This is a genomic window from Actinoplanes sp. NPDC023714, from assembly GCF_040639855.1.
GTDB lineage: Bacteria > Actinomycetota > Actinomycetes > Mycobacteriales > Micromonosporaceae > Actinoplanes.
Genome location: NZ_JBFAAR010000001.1, coordinates 1,119,695 through 1,140,886, shown reverse-complemented (window position 1 = coordinate 1,140,886; position 21,192 = coordinate 1,119,695). Strand labels below are relative to the sequence as shown.

General features: G+C 72.0%; 16 protein-coding genes. 7 read left to right on the top strand and 9 right to left on the bottom strand.

The genetic code is table 11. The features are described from left to right. Positions 1-235: 235 nt before the first annotated feature. Positions 236-2,386, bottom strand: coding sequence for a bifunctional SulP family inorganic anion transporter/carbonic anhydrase (locus AB0G10_RS05385; RefSeq protein WP_360916817.1), 2,151 nt, complete (start codon positions 2,384-2,386; stop codon positions 236-238). 358 nt (positions 2,387-2,744) lie between these two features. After that, positions 2,745-3,815, bottom strand: a complete 1,071-nt coding sequence (locus tag AB0G10_RS05380; protein ID WP_360916814.1) for an NAD-dependent epimerase/dehydratase family protein — start codon at positions 3,813-3,815, stop codon at positions 2,745-2,747. Positions 3,816-4,000: 185 nt separating this feature from the next. Between AB0G10_RS05380 and AB0G10_RS05375 the strand changes: the two genes are divergently transcribed. From AB0G10_RS05375 to AB0G10_RS05350, 6 genes are all read left to right on the top strand, one after another. Next, entirely contained in the window at positions 4,001-6,580 is a 2,580-nt protein-coding gene (locus AB0G10_RS05375) for a carboxylate--amine ligase/circularly permuted type 2 ATP-grasp protein (protein ID WP_360916811.1), read from the top strand. Positions 6,581-6,595: 15 nt separating this feature from the next. Then, entirely contained in the window at positions 6,596-8,374 is a 1,779-nt protein-coding gene (locus AB0G10_RS05370; protein WP_360916808.1) for an N-acetylglutaminylglutamine amidotransferase, read from the top strand. Between the two features lie 16 nt (positions 8,375-8,390). Then, entirely contained in the window at positions 8,391-10,223 is a 1,833-nt protein-coding gene (locus tag AB0G10_RS05365; RefSeq protein ID WP_360916805.1) for a S9 family peptidase, read from the top strand. Between the two features lie 75 nt (positions 10,224-10,298). Further along, entirely contained in the window at positions 10,299-11,621 is a 1,323-nt protein-coding gene (locus AB0G10_RS05360; protein ID WP_360916802.1) for an MFS transporter, read from the top strand. A gap of 90 nt (positions 11,622-11,711) precedes the next feature. Then, entirely contained in the window at positions 11,712-12,455 is a 744-nt protein-coding gene (locus tag AB0G10_RS05355; protein ID WP_360916799.1) for a hypothetical protein, read from the top strand. 2 nt (positions 12,456-12,457) lie between these two features. Next, on the top strand, positions 12,458-12,958 hold the full coding sequence (locus AB0G10_RS05350) for a DinB family protein (RefSeq protein ID WP_360917965.1): 501 nt from the start codon (positions 12,458-12,460) through the stop codon (positions 12,956-12,958). Between the two features lie 16 nt (positions 12,959-12,974). Here AB0G10_RS05350 and AB0G10_RS05345 read toward each other — a convergent pair whose 3' ends face one another. Genes AB0G10_RS05345 through AB0G10_RS05335 form a run of 3 tightly spaced genes read right to left on the bottom strand, consistent with a single transcriptional unit; the run spans position 12,975 to position 17,248 of the window. Then, positions 12,975-14,444 carry an ATP-binding protein gene (locus tag AB0G10_RS05345; protein ID WP_360916796.1) on the bottom strand — a complete coding sequence of 490 codons (1,470 nt, stop codon included), beginning with the start codon at positions 14,442-14,444 and terminating at the stop codon, positions 12,975-12,977. 3 nt (positions 14,445-14,447) lie between these two features. Then, positions 14,448-16,106, bottom strand: coding sequence for an FAD-dependent oxidoreductase (locus tag AB0G10_RS05340; protein ID WP_360916793.1), 1,659 nt, complete (start codon positions 16,104-16,106; stop codon positions 14,448-14,450). Next, positions 16,106-17,248 (bottom strand): NAD(+)/NADH kinase, encoded by a 1,143-nt coding sequence (locus tag AB0G10_RS05335; protein WP_360916790.1) that lies wholly within the window; start codon positions 17,246-17,248, stop codon positions 16,106-16,108. The genes AB0G10_RS05340 and AB0G10_RS05335 overlap by 1 nt, the downstream gene beginning before the upstream one ends. A gap of 123 nt (positions 17,249-17,371) precedes the next feature. Here AB0G10_RS05335 and AB0G10_RS05330 point away from each other — a divergent pair, with 123 nt between their 5' ends. Continuing rightward, on the top strand, positions 17,372-18,334 hold the full coding sequence (locus AB0G10_RS05330) for an aminoglycoside phosphotransferase family protein (protein WP_360916787.1): 963 nt from the start codon (positions 17,372-17,374) through the stop codon (positions 18,332-18,334). Between the two features lie 30 nt (positions 18,335-18,364). Here the strand turns inward: AB0G10_RS05330 and AB0G10_RS05325 are convergent, their stop codons facing one another. From AB0G10_RS05325 to AB0G10_RS05310, 4 genes are all read right to left on the bottom strand, one after another. Continuing rightward, positions 18,365-18,766, bottom strand: a complete 402-nt coding sequence (locus tag AB0G10_RS05325; RefSeq protein WP_360916785.1) for a nuclear transport factor 2 family protein — start codon at positions 18,764-18,766, stop codon at positions 18,365-18,367. Positions 18,767-18,790: 24 nt separating this feature from the next. Next, positions 18,791-19,768 (bottom strand): methyltransferase domain-containing protein, encoded by a 978-nt coding sequence (locus AB0G10_RS05320; RefSeq protein ID WP_360916782.1) that lies wholly within the window; start codon positions 19,766-19,768, stop codon positions 18,791-18,793. A gap of 199 nt (positions 19,769-19,967) precedes the next feature. Further along, on the bottom strand, positions 19,968-20,636 hold the full coding sequence (locus AB0G10_RS05315; protein WP_360916779.1) for an adenosylcobinamide amidohydrolase: 669 nt from the start codon (positions 20,634-20,636) through the stop codon (positions 19,968-19,970). After that, positions 20,626-21,159, bottom strand: a complete 534-nt coding sequence (locus AB0G10_RS05310) for a GNAT family protein (RefSeq protein WP_360916776.1) — start codon at positions 21,157-21,159, stop codon at positions 20,626-20,628. The genes AB0G10_RS05315 and AB0G10_RS05310 overlap by 11 nt, the downstream gene beginning before the upstream one ends. Between the last annotated feature and the right edge of the window lie 33 nt (positions 21,160-21,192).

Sequence of the window (21,192 nt, the reverse complement as noted above, 5' to 3'; positions counted from 1 at the left end):
GAGGAGACGCGGGAGGAGCTGCCAGCCGCCCACCCCTTCCCGCGATCTTGTGGAACGCCGCAGCACCGTTGCTGTGGCAATTAACAAGATCGCGGGAGGTGTCGCGCTAGGAGCTGTCCGGCCCGCCCCTTCCCCGCGATCTTGTGACTTTTTGCAGGAACGGGCCTGTGGGAGTCAACAAGATTGCGGGGGGCGGGGGCGGGAACGGGAACGGAGACGGAGACGGGAGCGGGTTTCAGGCGGCTGCTTCGGTCAGGGATTCGTCGGGTGTCGGTGGCGTGGTCATCGGGCGGGCGCCCGAATTCGGGTCCACCTCGTACATCTTGGCCTCGGCCAGGTCGAAGTACATGCCGGTGAGGCGCAGGCGGCCGGCCGCCTCGGCGGCCCGGACCGTCGGGTAGGTCCGCAGGTTCGCGAGCTGCTGTGACACGTTGTCGGTGACGCAGTTCTTCTCGTCTCCGGTGTCGGCGAACCGCACCCTGGACAGCGACAGCCAGTCCCCCAGGTCCGAGCCAGGCGTGGCGGCATCGGTCATCAGCGCGCGGACGGCGCCGCAGCCGGAGTGGCCGCAGACGGTGATCGTCGAGACGCCGAGAACGTCCACGGCATACTCGATCGCCGACCCGACCGACGAATCCGCTTTTCCGTACTCAGGGACGATATTTCCGACGTTGCGGACGCAGAACAGGTCCCCTGGCCCGCTCGCGGTGATCAGGTTGGGTACGAGGCGCGAGTCGGCGCAGGTGATGAACAGCTGCTCCGGCTGCTGGCCGTCCCGGGCCAGGTCGGCCAGGTGCGGCTGGACCATCGGCGCGACCGAGCGCTCGAACTCGGCGATGCCGGCCGCCATGGCGTCCCGGCGCTGGTGGTCCATGCCCTGCCAGCGTGACCAGGAGCCGACCAGCCGCGGGGTGCGCTTGCCGCCGCCGAGCCGGCCGGACGTCGCCTGGTGGAACCAGGAGTCGTGCACCTCCCGGATCCGCACCCGGCCGCCGGCCCGCTGGTAGCCCTCCTGCCAGTCGCGGATCGTCTCGAAGGCCCCGTGATCCAGGTAGTCGAGGTGCAGTTCGACGTCGACCTCCTCACCGGCGGGCAGCGCCCCCAGTTCGCGGGTGAGCCGGGCCGACTCGACGAACGCCAGCGTGCCGGTGATCGTGACGAGCCACTGCCCCGGCGCCTTGCGGACCCGGCGGATCTCGCAGCGGGTGAGCCGCCAGAGGATCATCAGGGCCGCGGTGACCATGCCGAGCGCCACGCCGGTCAGCAGGTCGGTGAAGACCACGCCGAGCGCCGTGACCAGGTACGTCGGCAGCTCCCGGTGCCGCGCGTAGGTCTTGATCTGGGCCAGGCTGACCAGCCGCAGACCCACCACGATCAGCACCGCGGCGAGCACCGCCATCGGGATGGTCTCCAGCAGGTTCGCGAAGAGCAGCACGAACGCCGCGATCCAGAGGCCGTGCATGATCGCCGAGGCCCGGGTCCGGGCGCCGGCCGCCACGTTCGTCGACGACCGTACGATCACGCCGGTCACCGGCAGGCCGCCGAGCAGGCCGGACACCGTGTTGGCGGCGCCCTGGCCGACCAGCTCGCGGTTGAGGTTGGCCCGTTTGCCGTCGTGCATCCGGTCCACGGCCACCGCCGAGAGCAGCGATTCCACGCTCGCCACCAGGGCGATCGTCATCACCGCCACGACGATCTCGCGGACCGGCGCACCCGGCCAGGCCGGGCGGATGAGCCCGGACAGCGGCTCGTCCGGCAGGTTCACCCGGACCACGTCGGCGCCGGTCACGGTGGCGACGGCCGTCATCGACACCACCGCCACGAGGGCGGCCGGGAGCAGGGAGATCTTCACGAGCTTCGGCCAGAAGATCAGGATCGCCACCGTGGCGACGCCGAGCAGCGCCGCCGCCCCGTGGTGGGTGACGATCTGGGCGGGCAGGTCCCGCAGGTTCTGCCAGGCGGAGCTCTGTGGCGCGCCGCCGAGCATCACGTGGATCTGGCTCAGCGCGATGACCAGGCCGATGCCGGCCAGCATGCCGTGCACGACGGCGGGTGAGAGGGCGAGCGCGGCGCGGCCCATCCGGGAGGCGCCGAGCAGGATCTGGACGAGGCCGGCGACCGCGACGATCGCGGCCGTGCCGGGGAAGCCGAATTCGGCCACGGCGCCGGCGACGATCACGGTGAGGCCGGCCGCGGGGCCGCTCACCTGGAGAGGGGCGCCGCCGAGGGCGCCCGCGACGATGCCGCCGACAACCGCGGCGACCAACCCCGCCAACAGCGGGGCCCCGGATGCCGCGGCGATACCGAGCGACAACGGGATGGCGATCAGGAACACGACGATGGACGCCGGCAAGTCCCGGCGCAACAGCTGCGTCAAGTCGGACATTTCAGCAAAATAGCGGATATTGGTTAACGGGTCATTACGCAATTGGGCCTTACCCGCAAAACACAGCAAGTTGCCGCCTGGCACTCAGCGAGGTCCCAGCTTTCCGTGCAAGATCCAACCGGAGATACCGCAGCCGATCACCGATAAGTCAGGAAATTTCGCTTCTAAACAACTGCAAAACCGGAGAATCGGTACGGCGACGAGCCCGAGCCCGCAACCGCCGCGCGCTTCCGCTTTGCCGGATAGATCCCGCGAGCCCGGTCCGGCTCCCGATGGGCCGGACGCCCCGCCGTGGGGCGAAACGTCAGCAACCCACGACCCGGACAGCGGGCCGTGGGTTGCGGAGGAGACGGAGGGGTCAGGCCTTCCAGACGTCCTTGTTGGACTCGTACATGTCGCGGAGGATCATCGGGACGTCGTACTTGACGCTCCAGTCCGGGTAGTGCTCCTCGAAGCGCGCCGTGCTGCTGATCCACCACTGGTGGTCACCGATGCGGTTCTCCGGGACGTACTCGGTCTGCGCCTCGACGCCGGCGATCTCCGAGGCGATCTGGAAGGCCTCCAGAACGCTGCAGTTGGAGGTGCGGCCGCCGCCCATGTTGTAGACCTCGGCCACCCGCGGCGCCTTGTGGAAGGCCTCGAACGCGGAGACCAGGTCGCTCGAGTGGATCGCGTCGCGGACCTGCTTGCCCTTGTATCCGTAGATCCGGTAGAGCCGCTGCTCCATGACGCAGCGCATCACGTACGCGAGGAAGCCGTGCAGCTCGGCCGCCGAGTGCCCGGGGCCGGTCAGCGTGCCGCCGCGGAAGACCGCCGTGGGCATGTCGAAGTAGCGGCCGTACTCCTGGACCATCACGTCGGCGGCGACCTTGGAGGCGCCGAAGACCGAGTGCAGCGACTGGTCGATCGACATGGTCTCGTCGATGCCCTGGTACCACTGGTGGTCGGCGGGCAGCTCCCAGCGGGTCTCCTGCTCGATCAGCGGCAGCGAGTTCGGCAGGTCGCCGTAGACCTTGTTGGTCGAGGTGAAGACGAAGGGCGCGTCGACCGCGTGCTTCCGGGTCGCCTCGAGCATGTTGATCGTGCCGACCGCGTTGACGTCGAAGTCGGTGAACGGCTCGCGGGCGGCCCAGTCGTGGCTCGGCTGCGCGGCCGCGTGGATCACCAGGCCGACGTTCCGGCCGAGGCCGGCGAAGAGCTTGTCGAGGCCGTCGCGGTCGCGGATGTCGACGACGTGGTGGGTGTAGCGGTCGCCGACCTCCTTGGTCAGCCGCTCGAGGTTCCACTTGGTGGAGCCGTCGGCGCCGAAGAAGTAGCCGCGCATGTCGTTGTCGACCCCGACCACGTCCATGCCGAGGCCGGCGAAGTGCCGGACCGCCTCGGACCCGATCAGGCCGGCGGATCCGGTGATTACGACGACGCTGCTCATCAGGACCTCCGAGGTTGAACACCAGCCACCGGCCGAGGTTACACATCTCCGGCACGCGCCGGACGGGCCGGTCGACCTCACACCCGGAAGATGCTTGACGAGAGCGCGAAACGGGCACGTCACAGATTCGCTACATCAAGTGGGAAAGCTCCCGCCATGAATCAGGCGGAAAGCGGAGGCGGTCGATGACGGAGTCCCTTCAGGCACCAGTCGCTCTTCAGAGGAAGGGCCCGGACCTCACCCTCGGCGTCGAGGAGGAACTGCACGTGGTCGACCTCTCCACCAGGGAGCTGGTCCCCCGGGCGCCGGAGATCCTCGACCGGCTGGACGCCAGCCAGTTCTCGGCCGAGCTGCACCGCTCGGTCGTGGAGACGAACACCCCGGTGGCGGCCACCCTGGACGGTCTGCGCGACGGCATCACGGCGCGCCGGCGTACGGCCGTCGCGGTCGCCGAGTCGCTGGGCCTGGGCCTGGTCGCGTCCGGGACGGTCCCGCTCGTCGACCTGGACCGGCTGCCGGTCACGCCCACCAGCCGCTACCAGCGGATGCTGCACGAGTACCAGATGCTGGTCCGGGAGCAGCTGATCTGCGGTACCCAGGTGCACGTCGGCGTCCCGGACCGGGACGAGGCGGTCGCGGTGGCCCAGCGGGTGTCGCCGGTGCTGCCGGTGCTGCTCGCCCTCTCGGCCAGCTCGCCCTACTGGATGGGCGAGGACTCCGGGTACGCGAGCGTCCGCTCGCTGGTCTGGATGCGCTGGCCCACGGCCGGCGACAGCGGCCCGCTGCTGTCCGCCGCCGAGCACGAGGAGCTGGTCAGCGACCTGATCGCGTCGGGGACGATCAGCGACCCGAAGATGGTCTACTTCGACGTCCGGCCGTCCGCGCACGTGCCGACCGTGGAGCTGCGGGTGACCGACGCGAGCCCGGACACCGAGACGGTCGTGCTGATCGCCGGCCTGTTCCGGGCCCTCGTGCTGCGGGCCCGCGAGCAGCACCGGGCCGGCGAGCCGATGCCCGCCGCCCGGCCGCCCCTGCACCGGGCCGCGATGTGGCGGGCCGCCCGCTCCGGCCTCGAGGGCGACCTGCTCGACCTGCCGCGCTCGCCGGTGCCGATCCCGGCCGCGGCCGCCGTCGAGCGCCTGGTCGGCGAGCTGCGCCCGCAGCTCGAGGAACTCGGCGACTGGGAGCAGGTGTTCGACCTGTCGCTGCGCGCGCTGAGCCGGGGCAGCTCGGCGGCCCGGCAGCGGCGCGCGCTGGCCCGGCGCGGCCGGCTCGCCGACGTGGTGGACCTGCTGGTGGCGGACACCCGGGGCGGTGTCCCGGGCGCCGGACCGGCCGGGGTGCCGGAGCCGGCGCGGCTGGAGACGTACGGCGCCGCCGGCGACGAGGCGTTCCCGGACGGGCGGGTCGAGCCCGGCTACGCGGGCATCCTGCCGGTGCTCACCGCGCTCGGGGCGACCGGGCTGCGCCACCGGGAGGACAAGCGGGACGACGAGCAGCGGGCCCGCGGGATCACGTTCAGCGTGGCCGGCGAGGCGGCGACCCGGCTCTTCCCGTTCGACCTGGTGCCGCGGCTCGTGAACGCGCAGGACTGGGGCCATCTGCGGACCGGCCTCACCCAGCGGGTGCAGGCGCTCGACGCGTTCCTCAACGACGTGTACGGCGACCGGCAGATCGTCGGCGACGGCGTGATCCCGGAGTGGGTCGTGAACGGGTCGCCGGAGCTGCGGGCCAGCGGCGCCCTGATCCACCGCCGGGCGGTGCGTACGCAGGTAGCAGGCGTGGATCTCGTGCACGACGCGGAGAAGAACCGGTGGTGCGTCCTCGAAGACAATCTCCGCGTGCCGTCCGGGATCGCGTACGCGATGCAGAACCGCCGTCTCACCTGGAGCGTCCTGCCGGAGCTGCCCCGGCCGGCCGGGCTCATCTCGGTCGAGGACACGCCGAAGCTGCTGAAGCGGGCGTTGCTGGAGGCGGCCGGCCCGGCGGCCGGGGACGACCCGAAGCTGGTGGTGCTGAGTCAGGGGCCGGACGACTCGGCCTGGTTCGAGCACCGGATGCTCGCCGAGGCCATGGACGTCCCGGTGGTCCGCAGCACCGAGCTCTTCGTGGACGAGGGCCGGGTGTGGCGCCTGCGGGACGGGCACCGGCACCCGGTCGACGTGATCTACCTGCGGATGGGCGAGGACAGCCTGGTGCACTCGCCGGGCGCGGACGGGATGCCGCTCGGCCCGAGCCTGGTGTCGGCGCTGCACGCGGACACCGTCGTGCTGGCGAACGCGCTGGGCAACGGCATCGCCGACGACAAGGCGATCTACGCCTACGTCCCCCGCATGATCGAGTACTACCTCGGCGAGAAGCCGATCCTCGCGGACGTGCCGACCTATCTGTGCGGCATCCCGGACCAGCGGGTCGAGGTGCTGTCCCGGCTGGACGAGCTGGTCTGCAAGCCGGTCGACGGCTACGGCGGCGACCGCATCGTGATCGGCCCGCACGCCACCGCCGACGAGCTGGACGCGCTGCGCCGCCAGATCCAGACGGCGCCGCACCGCTGGGTGGCGCAGGAACTGGTGCAGCTCTCCACGCACCCGGTCTTCGACGGCCACCGGCTCGCGCCGCGGCACGTGGACCTGCGCGCGTTCGTCTTCACCGGCAAGCACTCGACGGTCGCCCCGGCGGCGCTCACCCGGGTGGCGCCGGCCGGCAGCATGATCGTCAATTCTTCGCGGGGCGGCGGCTCGAAGGACACCTGGCTGTTGGGATGACGGAGGAGGATTCACATGTGCGGGATCGCCGGAGAGATCTGTTACGGCGACCGGTCCGCGGACACCGATGCGGTCCGCCGGATGCTGCCCTGCCTGGAGAGCCGGGGCCCGGACGGCGAGGGACTGTGGGCGAGGGAGCGCCTCGCGTTCGGCCACCGGCGGCTGAGGATCATCGACCTCTCCGACGCCGGGCGCCAGCCGATGACGGACGAGCAGCTCGGCCTCACCGTGGTCTTCAACGGCTGCATCTACAACTACCGTCAACTGCGGGAGGAGCTTCAATCGTACGGATACAGCTTCTTCTCCACGTCGGACACGGAGGTGATCCTCAAGGCCTACCACCGGTGGGGTGCCGACTGTGTCACCCGGTTCCTCGGCATGTTCGCGTTCGCGATCGCCGAGCACGCGACCGGGACCGTCACCCTGGCCCGTGACCGCCTCGGCATCAAACCGCTCTATCTCGCCGAGACGCCGGGACGCCTGCGGTTCGCCTCGACACTGCCGGCCCTGCTCGCGGCCGGCGGCGTGGACACCGGCATCGACCGGGTGGCGCTGCACCACTACATGACGTTCCACTCGGTGGTCCCGGCGCCGCGCACCATCCTGGCCGGGGTGCGCAAGCTGCCGCCGGCCACCGTGCGGGTGATCCGCAAGGACGGCACGTCGACCGAGCGGGTCTACTGGGAGGCGACCCACACCCGGCCCGCGTCCTCGCCGGTCTCCGCCGGCGACTGGGCCGAGGGCGTCCGGGAGAAGCTGCGGATCGCCGTCGAGCGGCGGATGGTCGCCGACGTCCCGGTCGGGGTGCTGCTCTCCGGCGGCCTCGACTCCAGCTTCATCGTGGCGCTGCTGGCCGAGCAGGGACAGGCCGGGCTCACCACGTTCAGCATCGGGTTCGACGCGGGCGGCGGGGAGAGCGGCGACGAGTTCGAGTACTCCGACCTGATCGCGAGGAAGTTCGGCACCGAGCACCACCAGATCAGGATCGGGCGGGACCGGTTCCTGCCGGCCGTCGAGCGGACCGTCGCGGCGATGAGCGAGCCGATGGTGAGCCACGACTGCATCGCCTTCAACCTGCTCAGCGAGGACGTCGCGAAGGAGGTCAAGGTCGTCCAGTCGGGACAGGGCGCGGACGAGATCCTGGCCGGCTACAGCTGGTACCCGCCCCTCGCCGGCGTCCCCCGTGAGCAGGCCGTCGAGGCGTACGCGAAGGAGTTCTTCGACCGGCCGCACGGCGACCTCGCCCGGCAGCTCAACCCCGAGTGGCTGGCCGAGGACGATCCCTCGCTGGAGTTCGTGAGGCGGAGTTTCGGCCGGCCCGGCGCCACCACGGCCGTCGATGCCGCGCTGCGCCTGGACTCCCAGGTGATGCTCGTCGACGATCCGGTCAAACGGGTCGACAACATGACTATGGCGTGGGGCCTGGAAGCACGCGTACCGTTCCTGGATCACGAGCTTGTGGAGTTCGCGGCGGCCTGCCCGCCGGAGGTGAAACTGGCCCGGGGCGGCAAGGGGGTGCTCAAGGACGCGGCCCGCGGGATCGTGCCCGACGAGGTGATCGACCGGCCGAAGGGTTACTTCCCGGTTCCCGGCATCCGGCATCTCGAAGGCACGATGCTGGAGAAGGTTCGCGACGCGCTGCACGCGCCGGCCGCCCGGGACCGGGCGCTGTTCCGGCCGGAGTACGTCGACGCGCTGCTGGCCGACCCGAACACGCCGCGCACGACCCTCGGGGCGAACCAGTTGTGGCAGCTCGCGCTGCTGGAGATGTGGTTGCAGAACAACGGGATCTAGGGATCTGGAGGTTGGGATGGGTGGTCAGCTCGGCCGTGCCGACATCACCGTGCTGCCGGTGGGCTGGAGTGATCCGGCCCGCCATCGGCAGGAGTCGGAGGTCGCCGGGAACTGGTCGCCCACCCTCTCCCCGGACGGCCGGCACCTGGCGTACGTCTCCGACCGCGGCGGCGTCCCGGCCGTCTGGGTGCAGCCGGTCGGCAGCGAGCTGACCTTCCGGGTCGACACCGGCCCGGAACCGGTCGCCGCGGTCCGCTGGTCGTCCGGCGGCGGCTGGCTGGCCTGCGAGATCACCCCCGGCGGCGCGCCCCGGCACGAGGTCTGGCTGGTCCGCCCGGACGGCTCCGACCTGCACCAGGTGGGCGGCTTCGGCGCGGACACCGCGGAGAACATGCGGTGGCTGCCCGGCCGCCCGGTGCTGGCGCTCACCGAGAACCTCACCACGGCGGTCCTCGTCGACGTGGTGCAGGAGACCCGGACGGTGGTGGCGCGCGGCGACCTGCTCTCGCTCCTGGACATGGACCCGGCCGGCCGGTTCGCGCTGCTCCGGTACGGGCCCCGGGGCGCCCGCGAGATCGTCCTGCGGGAGCTGGCGAGCGGCGTGGAGAAGCCGGTGACGCGCGGCGAGCGGGCCGTGTTCAGCCCCGGTGGCGGCTGCGTCTACGCGCTCAGCCAGGACGGCGAGCGCCCGGTCCTGCTCCGGGTCGACGGCGACGCGGTGGAGGCGTTCACCGGCACGGTCTCTCCGGGTGGCGACCCCGATGCCGGGAGGGTCGACGCCGGGGAGGTGGAGGACTTCGCGGTGACGGCCGACGGCCGTACCTGTGCGGTGTTGTGGAACGTGCGCGGCGGTGAGTCGGAGGTCGCGCTGATCGGCCTCGACCACGACGGAGATCGCGTCCCGGAGCTGATCTCGCCGCTCCCCGGCCTGGTGGTCGGGGAGCTCGCGTGGAGCTTCGACGGGTCGGCGCTGGCCTTCACGGCGGAGGGGCCGGGACAGCCGCACGGCGTCTGGGTCTGGGACCGCGCGACCGGGGAGGTGAGCGCGGTCTCGGCGGACGCGGCCTCGCCCGGGGCGGTCCGGCCGACGCTCGAGGTCTTCCCGGCGCACGACGGGCTCACGCTGACCGGCTGGCTCTTCCGGCCGCGCACCCCCGGGCCGCACCCGGCCCTGCTCTGGCTGCACGGCGGCCCGGAGGCGCAGGAGCGGCCCGGACACGGGCCGCTCTTCCAGTCGCTGGTGAACCGGGGCATCGCCGTCTTCGCCGCCAACGTGCGCGGGTCGTCGGGATTCGGGCGCAGCTTCGTGGACGCCGACAACGGCGCCCGGCGGTACGCCGCGATCGAGGACGTCCGGGCGTGCGCCGATTTCCTGCGGGAGAACGGCATCGCTTCGCGCCTGGGCTGCATGGGCCGGTCCTACGGCGGCTATCTCACGCTCGCGGCCCTGACCACGTTCCCGGACCTCTTCGACGTCGGCATCGACGTGTGCGGCATGTCGAACTTCGCCACGTTCTACGAGCACACCGAGCCGTGGATCGCGGCGGCCGCCGTCAGCAAGTACGGCGACCCGGTACGCGACGCCGACCTGCTCCGGGACCTGTCGCCGATCACCCGGATCGACCGGCTGCGCGCGCCGCTGCTGGTCGTGCACGGCGAGAACGACAGCAACGTCCCGGTGATCGAGGCGGAGCAGGTGGTCGAGGCGCTCGCCGATCGCGGGGTGCCGCATCGCTATCTGCTCTTCCCGGGCGAGGGCCACGAGCTGCTGCGCCGGTCGTCCCGGGCGGAGTACCTCCGCGTGGTCCTGGAGTGGCTGGACACCCACCTGGTCGCCGCGGAGCAGTGAACAAGCGCACGTTGTCGCGGGCGGCTCGCCGAGAAAGGCTTGGGAGGAACCTGACTTCCGGCTGAGAGGCGAGCCATGCCCCTGCGTCCCGAGACCCGGGCCTGGGCGGTGTGGTCCGCCGGCCTCGCCGCCTACGTCATCGCCGTGCTGCACCGGACGTCGCTCGGCGTGGCCGGGCTCGACGCGCAGCACCGGTTCGACATCGGCGCGAGCGCCCTGGCCAGCTTCGCCGTGCTGCAGCTGCTCGTCTACGCCGGCCTGCAGATCCCGGTCGGGATGCTGCTCGACCGATTCGGATCACTGCGGCTCGTGCTGTCCGGCGCGCTGCTGATGGTGGCCGGGCAGACGCTCATGGCGTTCAGCGGCGACGTGGCCGGCGCGGTCACGGCCCGCGTCCTGGTCGGCGCCGGCGACGCCATGACTTTCATCAGCGTGCTGCGGCTGGTGCCGCACTGGTTCCCGCCACGGCGCGTCCCGGTCCTCACCCAGGTGACCGGGATCGTGGGCCAGATCGGTCAGCTGCTCTCCGCCGTACCCCTGGCAGCGCTCCTCGCCGGTCCCGGCTGGACCACCGCTTTCGTCGGTGCCGCAGGCGCCGGCGTGTTCGTGGCGGTCGTCGCGTTCGCGGCCCTGCACGACACCCCGGAGCGCCGGGTCAACAGCGGCAGCGCGATCACCTGGCAGCGGCTCGGCGCCGACCTGGCCGGCGCGTGGCGGCACCCCGGCACCCGGCTCGGCCTCTGGACGCACTTCACCACCCAGTTCACCGGCACGGTCTTCGCACTCATGTGGGGCGTGCCGTTCCTGATCGCCGGCGAGGGCCTGAGCCGGGGCGCCGCGAGCACCCTGCTCATCGTCTTCGTCCTGACCGGCATGGCCTCCGGCCCGGTGCTCGGCATGCTCACCCAGCGGTTCCCGCTGCGCCGCTCGCTGATGGTGCTCGGCATCGTGGCCGCTAACATGGGCGCCTGGGCGCTGGTCCTGGCCTGGCCCGGGCAGGCGCCGACGGCACTGCTCGTGCTGCTGGTGGTGGCGCTCGGCCTCGGCGGCCCCGGGTCGATGATCGGGTTCGACTACGCGCGCAGCTTCAACCCGCCGAGCCGCCTCGGCACCGCGACCGGCGTCGTGAACGTCGGCGGCTTCGTGGCGTCGCTGCTCTCGATCCTGCTGATCGGCCTGGTCCTGGACGCCCGTACGGGTGGCAGTGCCGACTATCACATCGACGATTTCCGGGTCGCCATGTCGGTGCAGTTCGCCGTCGCCGCGATCGGCGTGCTGGGCATCCTGCGGACCCGCCGCCTGGCCCGTCGCAAGATGGAGCTGGAGGACGGCATCGTGATCCGGCCGCTGCGGGAGGCGCTCGCGTCCCGCTTCGCCGTGGCCGGCCGGCAGGGATAGGGGCCGGCCGGCAGGGATAGAGGTTTATCCCTGGGAGTGGCGGTAAAGGGCAAGGGCTGGCGCTGACACCCCACACTCCCGAGGAGGGAAATGTCCGACCTCGCGCAGCCCCGGATCTGGTCGAAGATCGACATTCCGAAGACCATCGCCGGCACTCTCGCGGCCGTCTCGGCGGCCGTGGTCGGCTCGTTCCTCGGCCTGGCGGGCACCGTGATCGGCGCGGCGGTGGCCAGCCTCATCAGCTCGATCGCCACCGAGGTCTACCACCGCTACCTCGAGCACGGGACCAAGAAGTTGCAGGCCACGTTCGTGACGGCGCCGGCCGCGGTGGGCACCCCGGACGTGCCCGCCACCGACGAGCCGCCGTCCGGCGAGCCGGCCCGCCCGATCCGGTGGAAGCGGGTCGCCCTGGTGGCCGGCGCGCTCTTCGTGCTCGGCCTGGGCACGCTCACCGCCGTCGAGCTGATGACCGGCAAGTCCGCGGCGGACGCCACCCGCGGCGGGGACAGCGGCAGCCCGACGCTGTTCCAGCTCTCCGGAAACGGTGGCGACTCGTCCGGGGAGTCCGGTAAGACGGAGGACGAGAAGACGCCGGCGCCGGCGACCTCGGCCGAGGAGGAGCAGCAGAGGGAGACCTCGGAGGAAATGCCCGAGACAAGTACGCCGACCGCGCCGGCCGAGGAGGGCACCGAGACCGCCGCCCCGGAAGCCCCCGCGGAGACGCAGCAGCCCACGGGCGGCGACAGCACGTCGGGCGAGGACACCGGCAGCGGCGACACGACCACCGGCGGCGGCGACACGGGCGGCAGCGAGATCCAGGGAGGCACCGAATGACCATGGACGCCAAGGACATCCTGATCGAGGCGCACGGACGCCTCCCCGAGCTGGTCGACGTCGCCGTCCGCGACCTCACCCCGGCGCAGCTGCGCTGGGCGCCGAAAGCGGGCGCCAACACGATCGGCTGGCTGGTCTGGCACCTCGCCCGCGGGCAGGACGCCCAGATCGCCGAGCTGATCGACGCCGAGCAGGTCTATCTCACCGGCGAGTGGGCGCCGCGCTTCGGCCTCAAGCCCGACCCGTCCGACCACGGGTACGGCCACTCGCCCGAGCAGGTCGCCGCGGTGCAGCCGGAGAACTGGCACGCCCTCGCCGACTACTACGCGGCCGTGCACGCCCGCACCCTCGGCTACCTCCGCGGCCTGACCGGCGACGACCTGGACCGCGTCGTCGACGAGAACTGGGACCCGCCGGTCACGCTCGGCGTCCGCCTGGTCAGCGTGATCGACGACGACGTCCAGCACGCCGGGCAGGCCGCTTACGTGCGCGGCCTGCTCTGAAAGGCGCGTCGAAAGGCTAGGCCGAGGCCGGCTCCGCGATCGGGAGCCGGACCAGGAACCGCGTGTCGCCCGGCTGGGACTCCACGAGGATGTCCCCGCCGTGGCCGTTCACCACGATCCGGTACGAGATGTCCAGCCCGAGGCCGGTCCCCTCGCCCACCGGTTTCGTGGTGAAGAACGGCTCGAAGACGCGTTTGCGCACCTCGGGCGGCATCCCCGGGCCGGTGTCGCCGACCGACACGACCACCCGGTCGTTCTCCCGATAGGTCCGGATCGTCAGCGTCCCCTCCCCGGCCATCGCGTGCACGGCGTTGTCGATGAGGTTCGTCCACACCTGGTTCAGCTCGGCCGGGTGGGCCGGGACCTGCGGCAGCGTACGGTCGTACTCCTTCACCACCCGGACGCCCCCGCCGAGCTTGTGGGCGAGCATCACGAGAGTGCTGTCCAGGCCGCCGTGCACGTCGATCCACTGGTGCGCGGCCCGGTCCATGTGCGAGTACTGCTTGGCGGCCGACACCAGCGACGACACCCGGCCCGAGGCGTCCTCGATGTCGGTCATCAGCTGCTCGGTCTCCAGCGCGTACCCGATCCAGTGGATCGCCTGGTCGAGCAGCTCGTCCGAAGCCAGCCGCTCCTCGATCTCGGAGAGGCAGTCGGTGTCCAGGCCGCCCTGGGCGAAGACCGGCGCGACGTCCCAGGCGTTGGTGATGTTGCGCTCCTCCATCCAGTCACCGAGCTCGTCCTCCCGGTCGGCGGTCTGCATGGCGGTGAGCGCCGGCGCCTTCGCGGCCCGCTCGATGACCTCCTCCTGGAGTTCGAGCAGCGCGACGAGGCGGTCCGGGGCTACCTTGCCGGCGGCCAGTTTGCCGAGCTTCATCCGCATGGCGGCGACCCGCTGGCGCAGCGCGCCGGTGGCCCGGGCGGCGGCCGCGGCCGGGTTGTTCAGCTCGTGCATGAGGCCGGCCGAGAGCGCGCCGAGCGCGGCCAGCCGCTGCCGCTCCCCGATCGCCGCCTGCGAGCTGCGCATTCCGAAGGCGAGGCCCTCAAGCAGGTGGATCGCCATCGGGAACCACTCGCGCATGAGCGACCCGAAGTCGGACGCGGAGAGGACGAAGAACTCGCTGTCGGAGAGCGCCCGCATCGAGCCCATGTAGTTGCGGGGCACGCCGTCGTCGCGCAGGTAGGCCTGGGTCGCGCCCATGTAGACGCCGCGCTGCTCGGTGCGGTTCGTCTCGACGTCGTCGGCGCCGACCCGCCGGGTCAGCGAGATCGTGCCGCTGAGCAGGACGAAGAACGACTCGGCCGGGTCGCCCTCGCGCAGCACGAGACCGCCGGCCGGCACCCGCATGGTGCAGCCGTGCCCGGCCAGCCAGGACAGCTGGTCGTCGGTCAGCTTCTCGAAGAGGAACAGGGTGCGCAGCTCGTCCACGGTGAGCCGGCCGGGGTCACAGGGTTCGAGCCGGACTTGTTCTGTCTCGATGGTCATGACTTACTGCGCCTCCAGATAACGATGCACCAGCGCGACGGCCATCGCTCCCTCGCCGACCGCCGAGGCCACCCGCTTGATCGAGTTGGCCCGGACGTCGCCGGCCGCGAAGATGCCGGGGACACTGCTCTCCAGATAGAACGGATCCCGGTCCCGATCCCATCCCCGCGGGCGCTCACCGTTCGCCACGAGATCCGGACCCGTACGGATGAAGCCCTTCCCGTCCCGGGCGACGGTGTCGCCGAGCCAGTCGGTCCGCGGCTCCGCGCCGATGAACACGAAGAGGTACCCGCACTCCACGGTCGCCTTCGTGCCGTCCTTGCTGTCGCAGATCGTGATCGCCTGGAGGTGGCCGTCGCCGTGCGCGCCGACCACCTCGCAGCGGGTCCGGACCTCGATGTTCTCGATCCGGGCGAGCTGCTGGATGAGGTAGTACGACATCGACGACTCGAGCGAGTCGCCCCGGACCAGAAGGGTGACCTTCCGGGCGTACTTGGCGAAGAAGAGCGCGGCCTGGCCGGCCGAGTTCGCCCCGCCGACGATGTAGACGTCGGTGCCGGCGCAGGCCGGTCCCTCGGTCGACGCCGAGCCGTAGAAGACGCCCGAGCCGGTCAGCCCCTCCACGCCGTCGGCCAGCAGCGGACGGTAGGAGACGCCGGTCGCGAGCAGGATCGCGTGCGAGGAGATCTCCCGGCCGTCGGCGAGGGTGAGCGTCCGCGCCGAGCCGTCGGCCCGGATCCCGACCACCTCGCGGGTGTTGAGGGTCTCCGCCGCGAACTTCTCGGACTGCCGGCGCGCCCGCTCGGTGAGCTGGGCGCCGGAGATGCCGTCCGGGAAGCCGAGGTAGTTCTCGATCCGCGAGCTCTGCCCGGCCTGACCGCCGACCGCCCGGCGCTCGACCAGCAGCGTCTTGAGCCCCTCCGAGCCGCCGTAGACCGCCGCGCCCAGGCCGGCCGGGCCACCGCCCACGATGATCAGGTCGTAGAAGTCGCGTCCCGGGGTGGTGGAGAGGCCGGCCGCCTCGGCGACCTGCTGCACGCTCGGCCGGGTCAGCGCCTTGCCGTCCGCGGTCACCACGAGCGGGACCGACTCCGGCCCGGCGTCCGCGGCCTCCAGCAGCCGGCGGCCCTCCGGCTCGTCGGCGCCGAAATACTTGTACGGCACCAGGTTCCGGGCCAGGAAATCCCGGATCTGGTACGACGGCTCGCTCCAGCGGTGGCCCACCACGCGGATGTCCGGCAGCTCCGTGTCGCCGGTGGCCTGCCACGCGTCCAGCAGGGCGTCGAGCACCGGGTAGAGCTTCTCCTCCGGCGGGTCCCACGGCTTGAGCAGGTAGTGGTCGACGTCGACCACGTTGATGGCCTGGATCGCCGCGTCGGTGTCGGCGTACGCGGTGAGCAGCGCCCGCCGCGCGTGCGGGAACAGGTCCATCGCCTGCTCCAGGAACTCGATGCCGTTCATCTGCGGCATCCGGTAGTCGGCGAGCATGACCGCGACCCGGCCGCCGCGCAGCTTGAGCTCGCGCAGCACGTCGAGGGCCTCGGAGGCGGACGAGGCCCGGATGATCCGGTACTGGTCGCCGTAGCGGCGGCGCAGGTCTCGTGCGATGGCACGGGAGACCGAGGGGTCGTCGTCGACGGTCAGGATCGCGGGCTGGCCCATCAAAACCTCAACTCCGGGTGGCGTTCTAGATATCCGGCAACGAAGGGGCAGGTGGCGGTAACCGGGGTGGATCGCGAGCGGGCGTCGTTCAGGGCGGCGGCGGCCAGGCGCCCGGCCAGGCCGCGGCCGGAGAAGGCCTGGTCGACCTCGGTGTGCAGCAGCTCGACCCGGTCGCCGTGCCGGCGGTAGTGCAGCACGCCGGCCACCTCGCCGCCGAGCATCACCTCGTAGCGCTGCTGCTCGAAGCTGTCGACGACCACGGCGTCGCCGGTGTCCGGGGCGCCGACCTGGGCGCTGCCCTCGACCCGGAGCTTGCGGCGGGCCCGCTCGTAGAACGAGGTCCGGCCGAACCGGATCACCTGCGCGGCGGCGGGCAGCGGCTCGATCTCCAGCCGGGTGCCGGGTTCGGCGTAGCCCTCGATGATGCCGTCCACCTCGATCGCGAGCCGGCCGCTGGTGGGCAGCACGTCGAGCGCGACCTTCTCCGAGGTGTCCAGCACCAGCGAGCGGTTGAACGACGAGTGCGCCGCGGCCGCGCTGACGATGAGGACCTCGACGTTCGGCGACACGATCGGACCGCCGGCCGAGAAGCTGTACGCGGTCGACCCGGTCGGCGTCGACACGATCACGGCGTCGGCCGCGTAGTTCACGAAACCGTGCTCCTCCACCCGGATCCCGACCGCGGCGAGGCCGTGACCGGGCACCCGGACCAGGGCGATGTCGTTGAACGCTGTCACCGCGCGGCCGTCCGGCAGCACCGTGCGGACCGCCGTCCGCGACTCGATCGTGAAATCGTGCCGGTCGATCGCCGAGAGCGAGTCGCTGAGGTCGGGCAGATCCACCTCGGCGAGGAAGCCGAGCCGGCCCACGTTGACCCCGAGCACCGGCGTCTTGCGGCCCTCGACGAGCCGCATGGTCCGCAGCATCGTGCCGTCACCGCCGAGGCTGACCAGCAGCCCGGCCCGCTCGACCATCTCCTCCTGCGGCACCGCGACGGCCGTGCACGCGATCCGGGTGATCTCGTCGGGCAGCCCGAGCACGGTGACTCCCCGCTCGGCCGCCCAGTTCACGATGGTGTCGACCGCCGACCCGCAGTCCCGCCGCGGGTGCAGCACCAGCCCCACGACCTTGACCATCCCCATGGAAGCTTCCCCGCTCTTTCCGTTGCGACCTAAGCAGCCTTGCACGCCGTCACGTGTTCGGCGACACCCTCCGCCGTGGCGGCGCACACGCTGCCGGGGATGTCCCGGTGTTCAATGCCTGTCATGCGCAGTCCGACTCAGCGATCACTCATCCTCGACGACGTCGCCGCGATCGTGCGTTCCGGCCTCGGCTCCGGCGTCCGGGACGGCGCCGAGCTGACCGGCGGCGGCTTCGCCACCGTCTGGCGGGTCACCCTCGATTCGGGTGATCAGGTGGTGGTCAAGGTGGGACCTCCGCCGCAGGCCCGCCTTCTCGGGTACGAGAAGAACGTGCTGGCCGCCGAGGCGGAGTATTTCCGGCTGGTCCGCGAGCGCGTTCCCGGCGTACCCGTGCCCCTGGTCCTCGCCACCTCGGAAGCCGGCGCCGAGCCGGCGTGGCTGATCACCACCCTGCTCCCCGGCCGCGCGCTCACCGAGGGCGACTCCCCGCAGGCCCGCCGCCAGCTCGGCGCGGCCCTGGCCCGCGTGCACACCGTGACCGGCCCGCACTTCGGCTACACCGGCGACCGCCCCTCCGGCGACTCCTGGCCCGCCGTCTTCGCGGCGATGCTCGACCAGCTGCGCGCCGACGCCGCCCACTGGAACGTGCCGCTGCCCCCGCTCGACGGCCTGGTCGCCCGCTACCACGACGCGCTCGCCGAGGTGACCCGCCCGGCGCTGCTGCACTGGGACCTCTGGGACGGCAACGTGCTCGTCGCCCCGGACGGCTCCCTCAGCGGCGTGGTCGACGGCGAGCGCTACCTCTACGGCGACCCCCTGCTGGACCTGGTCTCCCCCGCCCTCTTCCGCCGCATCGAGGAGGAACCCGGCCACCCCTTCCTGGCCGGCTACGCCCGCACCGAGCCCTGGGACAGGCCCGCCCTGGTCCGGATGGCGCTCTACCGCATCCACCTCTACACGCTGATGCTGACCGAGGGCCCGAGCCGGGGCATCCCCGCGGACGGCGAACGCCACGACTACCTGACCACCCTGCTGACCGACGAACTGAAACACCTCGACGCCGGGGCGGGGCGATGGACGTCCTAGGAACCTAGGCCGAAGAGACCGGAAGCGCGATCATCGGAACAACCCGTCCGGCAGCGGGATCCGGCCCGGTTCGACGTGGGAGTAGTCGCGCGCCTCGGCCACCAGCCCGTCCTCGTCGAAGCGCAGCACCGTGCACCCGGAGATGGTCAGCGGCTCGTCGCCCGGATGGATGACCGCCCAGTACTCCACCGCGGCCGTGTCCCCGTCCACCCGCGGTTCCGCGAACCGGACCTCGGCAGGGAGCCTCTCCTGCGAGAAACATTCCTTCAGGTACGCCGAAAGCCCCGTGCGCCCGGGATAGCGCCGGAACATCGACGCCCAGTGGTCACCGGCCTCGGCCTGGAGCGCCACGATCGCCGCGGCGTCCTTCGCCGGCCAGGCCCGGGTCCAGGTCTCCGCCCAGCGCCGGGCGGCATCTCTGACGTCGGTCATGGCAGCGGAGGCTATCGAGGGCCGTCAACAGCGCTCGGCCAGCGCCAGGAAGCGATCCGGGACGTCCTCGTAGTCGCGCAGCTCCCACCCGGACCCGGCGAGCAGCGGGCCGAGGCGTTCCTCGCTGAGCGGTTCGCCGGGGCGCAGGGTGCGGCCGTGCCGGGCGGCCAGCTGGGCGCGGCCGGTGGGGTGGAAGATCGCCAGCGTGCCGCCGGGGCGGGTCACCCGGGCCAGCTCGGCCAGGCCCGCGACCGGGTCGGGCAGGTGGTGGACCAGGCCGGCCGCGAAGAGCACGTCGGCCGAGGCGTCGGCGACCGGGAGCCGCCGGGCGTCCGCGAGGATCAGGGTGGCGCACTCGTCGCGCCGGTCCTTGCGGGCCTCCTCCAGCATCTCGGGCGTGAAGTCGAGGCCGAGGACGCGGCCGGTGGGCCCGGCCGCGGCGGCGAGCGCGGGCAGCGCCCGGCCGGTGCCGCAGCCGACGTCGAGGACCACGTGGCCGGGTTCGACGCCGGCGAGCCGGACCGCTTCGGCGTAGCGCGGCATGTCGTCGCCGAACTTGGCGTCCCAGTCCTCCGCCTTCGCCGCGAAGAAGGCCCGGCTCTCCGAGAGGTACCACCGGTCGGGGTCGGCCAGGTCGGGGTCGATCTGCCTGATCACCGGCCACTCCGGGTCGCGGTGGTCGATCACCACCTGGGCGCGGCGCTCGCCGTCGCCCTCGGCGAACCGGTGCCGCGGGCCGCCGCGCAGGAAGACCAGGATCCGGTCGGTGGCGGGTTCGAGCACGTTGAGCGCCGAGTCGGACAGGCCGCCGCCGGGGCCGGTCAGGCCGAGCACCGCGTCGATGCTCCAGGCCCGGGACGCGGACGGGAACGCGGCGGCGAGGCGGGAGGCGAACGCCGCGGCGGCGCCCGGATCACCGCCGTCGACGATCACGGTGAGCGGGGCGCGCGGAGCCAGCACCTCGGCGAGCAGGGCGGTGACTTCGGCGATGCGTTCGGGCACGCCCACCAGCATGGGGCGTCGGGGTGACGTACGCAACGTCCTTGCGCGCAGGCGATTCGCCGCGAATGTCGATTCTTTCGTGGCGTTTTCCTCCGGTACGACCCCGAACCCGCCCACCGAGCGTCGCGATGCCGACACCACCGGAGCGCCGGTCTCAGGAGCGCCGATCTCAGGAACTCCGGTCTCAGGAGCGCCGGTCTCAGGAGCGCCGGTCGGACCAGGACCGGCCGGTCGCGAGGTTGACCGCGCCGCCGTCGAGCACGGCGCGGTGCACGGCCCGGGCCATCGGGGCGCCCCAGCGCGAGCGCGGGCCGCCGTACGCCGCGACCGGCCCGCCGAGCGGGCAGAGCACCACGACCGCGTCGGTGGCCGTCCCGGTCGCGGCCAGCCCCAGATCACCGATGGCCTGGGCCTTCGCCTCGGTGGCGGTCGCCACCGCGTTGATCAGTGCCCCGTCGCCGAGCCGCTGCGGAATCCACACCACGATGTTCACCGTCCCGGCGTGATGCTCGAAGCCGACCGCGTCCGGATCCGCGGCCGGGATGGGCGCGCCGAGCCCGACCGTGGCACAGACCTGCACGCCGTCGTCGCGCGCGGACACCACGTCGGCCACGTCCACGCCGGTCATCATGCCGACGCCGGGACCGGTGAGGCCCAGCTGATCGGCGAGGCCGGCGAGGTGCGCGTCCGGGTCCGGCCGGGAGTACGACATCGGCACGCTGGCGTTGATCAGCCACTCCCGGGGCCCGACGCCGCCGCCGAGGACCGCCGTCGACGCCCCGAGCAGCGGCGACGGGAACCGCCAGAGCAGCAGCGGGACGTCCGCGCCGTCCTCCCGCCGATGGGTGAGGGAGGGTTCAGCGAACATTCAGCAGGGCCCAGATCTCGGTGTCCCGCCGGGTGCCCTTCCACGGGTACGCCTCGCGCAGCGTGCCCTCCAGGGTCATGCCGAGCCGGCGGGCGATGTTCGAGCTGGCCACGTTGCGCGGGTCGCAGTGCCACTCCACGCGGTGCATGCCGCGCGTCCGGAACGCCCAGTCGATCAGCACCCGGACCGCCGTGGTGATCAGGCCGCGGCCGGTGGCGGCCGGCTCCAGCCAGCAGCCGATCTCGCAGTTGCCCGATCCGGTGTCGAACGCCACGAACATGACGCCGCCCACGAGCGTCCCGTCCCGCCAGATGCCGAGGAGGCGTCCGGTGTCGGCGGCCTGCTTGTCGGCGTACCTCTGAAGGGTTGCTCTTGCAGTCGCCAGGTCGGTGCTGATGCTGGCCCAGGGGATCCACGGATCGACGGTCTCCCGGGCCCGGTCCATGTGCGCCAGGAACTCCGCGGCCTGCCAGGGTTCGATCGGCCGGAGCTGCGCGCCGTCGCCGAGATCAATGGAGAACACCTGCGCAGACTAGGGCCTGAAGGCCGTACTCGG

What these genes read in the sequence shown, in the direction of transcription:
- AB0G10_RS05385 (WP_360916817.1), bottom strand. Translation starts at nt 2,386, where the DNA reads ATGTCCGACTTGACGCAGCTGTTGCGCCGGGACTTGCCGGCGTCCATC.
- AB0G10_RS05380 (WP_360916814.1), bottom strand. Translation starts at nt 3,815, where the DNA reads ATGAGCAGCGTCGTCGTAATCACCGGATCCGCCGGCCTGATCGGGTCC.
- AB0G10_RS05375 (WP_360916811.1), top strand. Translation starts at nt 4,001, where the DNA reads ATGACGGAGTCCCTTCAGGCACCAGTCGCTCTTCAGAGGAAGGGCCCG.
- AB0G10_RS05370 (WP_360916808.1), top strand. Translation starts at nt 6,596, where the DNA reads ATGTGCGGGATCGCCGGAGAGATCTGTTACGGCGACCGGTCCGCGGAC.
- AB0G10_RS05365 (WP_360916805.1), top strand. Translation starts at nt 8,391, where the DNA reads ATGGGTGGTCAGCTCGGCCGTGCCGACATCACCGTGCTGCCGGTGGGC.
- AB0G10_RS05360 (WP_360916802.1), top strand. Translation starts at nt 10,299, where the DNA reads ATGCCCCTGCGTCCCGAGACCCGGGCCTGGGCGGTGTGGTCCGCCGGC.
- AB0G10_RS05355 (WP_360916799.1), top strand. Translation starts at nt 11,712, where the DNA reads ATGTCCGACCTCGCGCAGCCCCGGATCTGGTCGAAGATCGACATTCCG.
- AB0G10_RS05350 (WP_360917965.1), top strand. Translation starts at nt 12,458, where the DNA reads ATGGACGCCAAGGACATCCTGATCGAGGCGCACGGACGCCTCCCCGAG.
- AB0G10_RS05345 (WP_360916796.1), bottom strand. Translation starts at nt 14,444, where the DNA reads ATGACCATCGAGACAGAACAAGTCCGGCTCGAACCCTGTGACCCCGGC.
- AB0G10_RS05340 (WP_360916793.1), bottom strand. Translation starts at nt 16,106, where the DNA reads ATGGGCCAGCCCGCGATCCTGACCGTCGACGACGACCCCTCGGTCTCC.
- AB0G10_RS05335 (WP_360916790.1), bottom strand. Translation starts at nt 17,248, where the DNA reads ATGGGGATGGTCAAGGTCGTGGGGCTGGTGCTGCACCCGCGGCGGGAC.
- AB0G10_RS05330 (WP_360916787.1), top strand. Translation starts at nt 17,372, where the DNA reads ATGCGCAGTCCGACTCAGCGATCACTCATCCTCGACGACGTCGCCGCG.
- AB0G10_RS05325 (WP_360916785.1), bottom strand. Translation starts at nt 18,766, where the DNA reads ATGACCGACGTCAGAGATGCCGCCCGGCGCTGGGCGGAGACCTGGACC.
- AB0G10_RS05315 (WP_360916779.1), bottom strand. Translation starts at nt 20,636, where the DNA reads ATGTTCGCTGAACCCTCCCTCACCCATCGGCGGGAGGACGGCGCGGAC.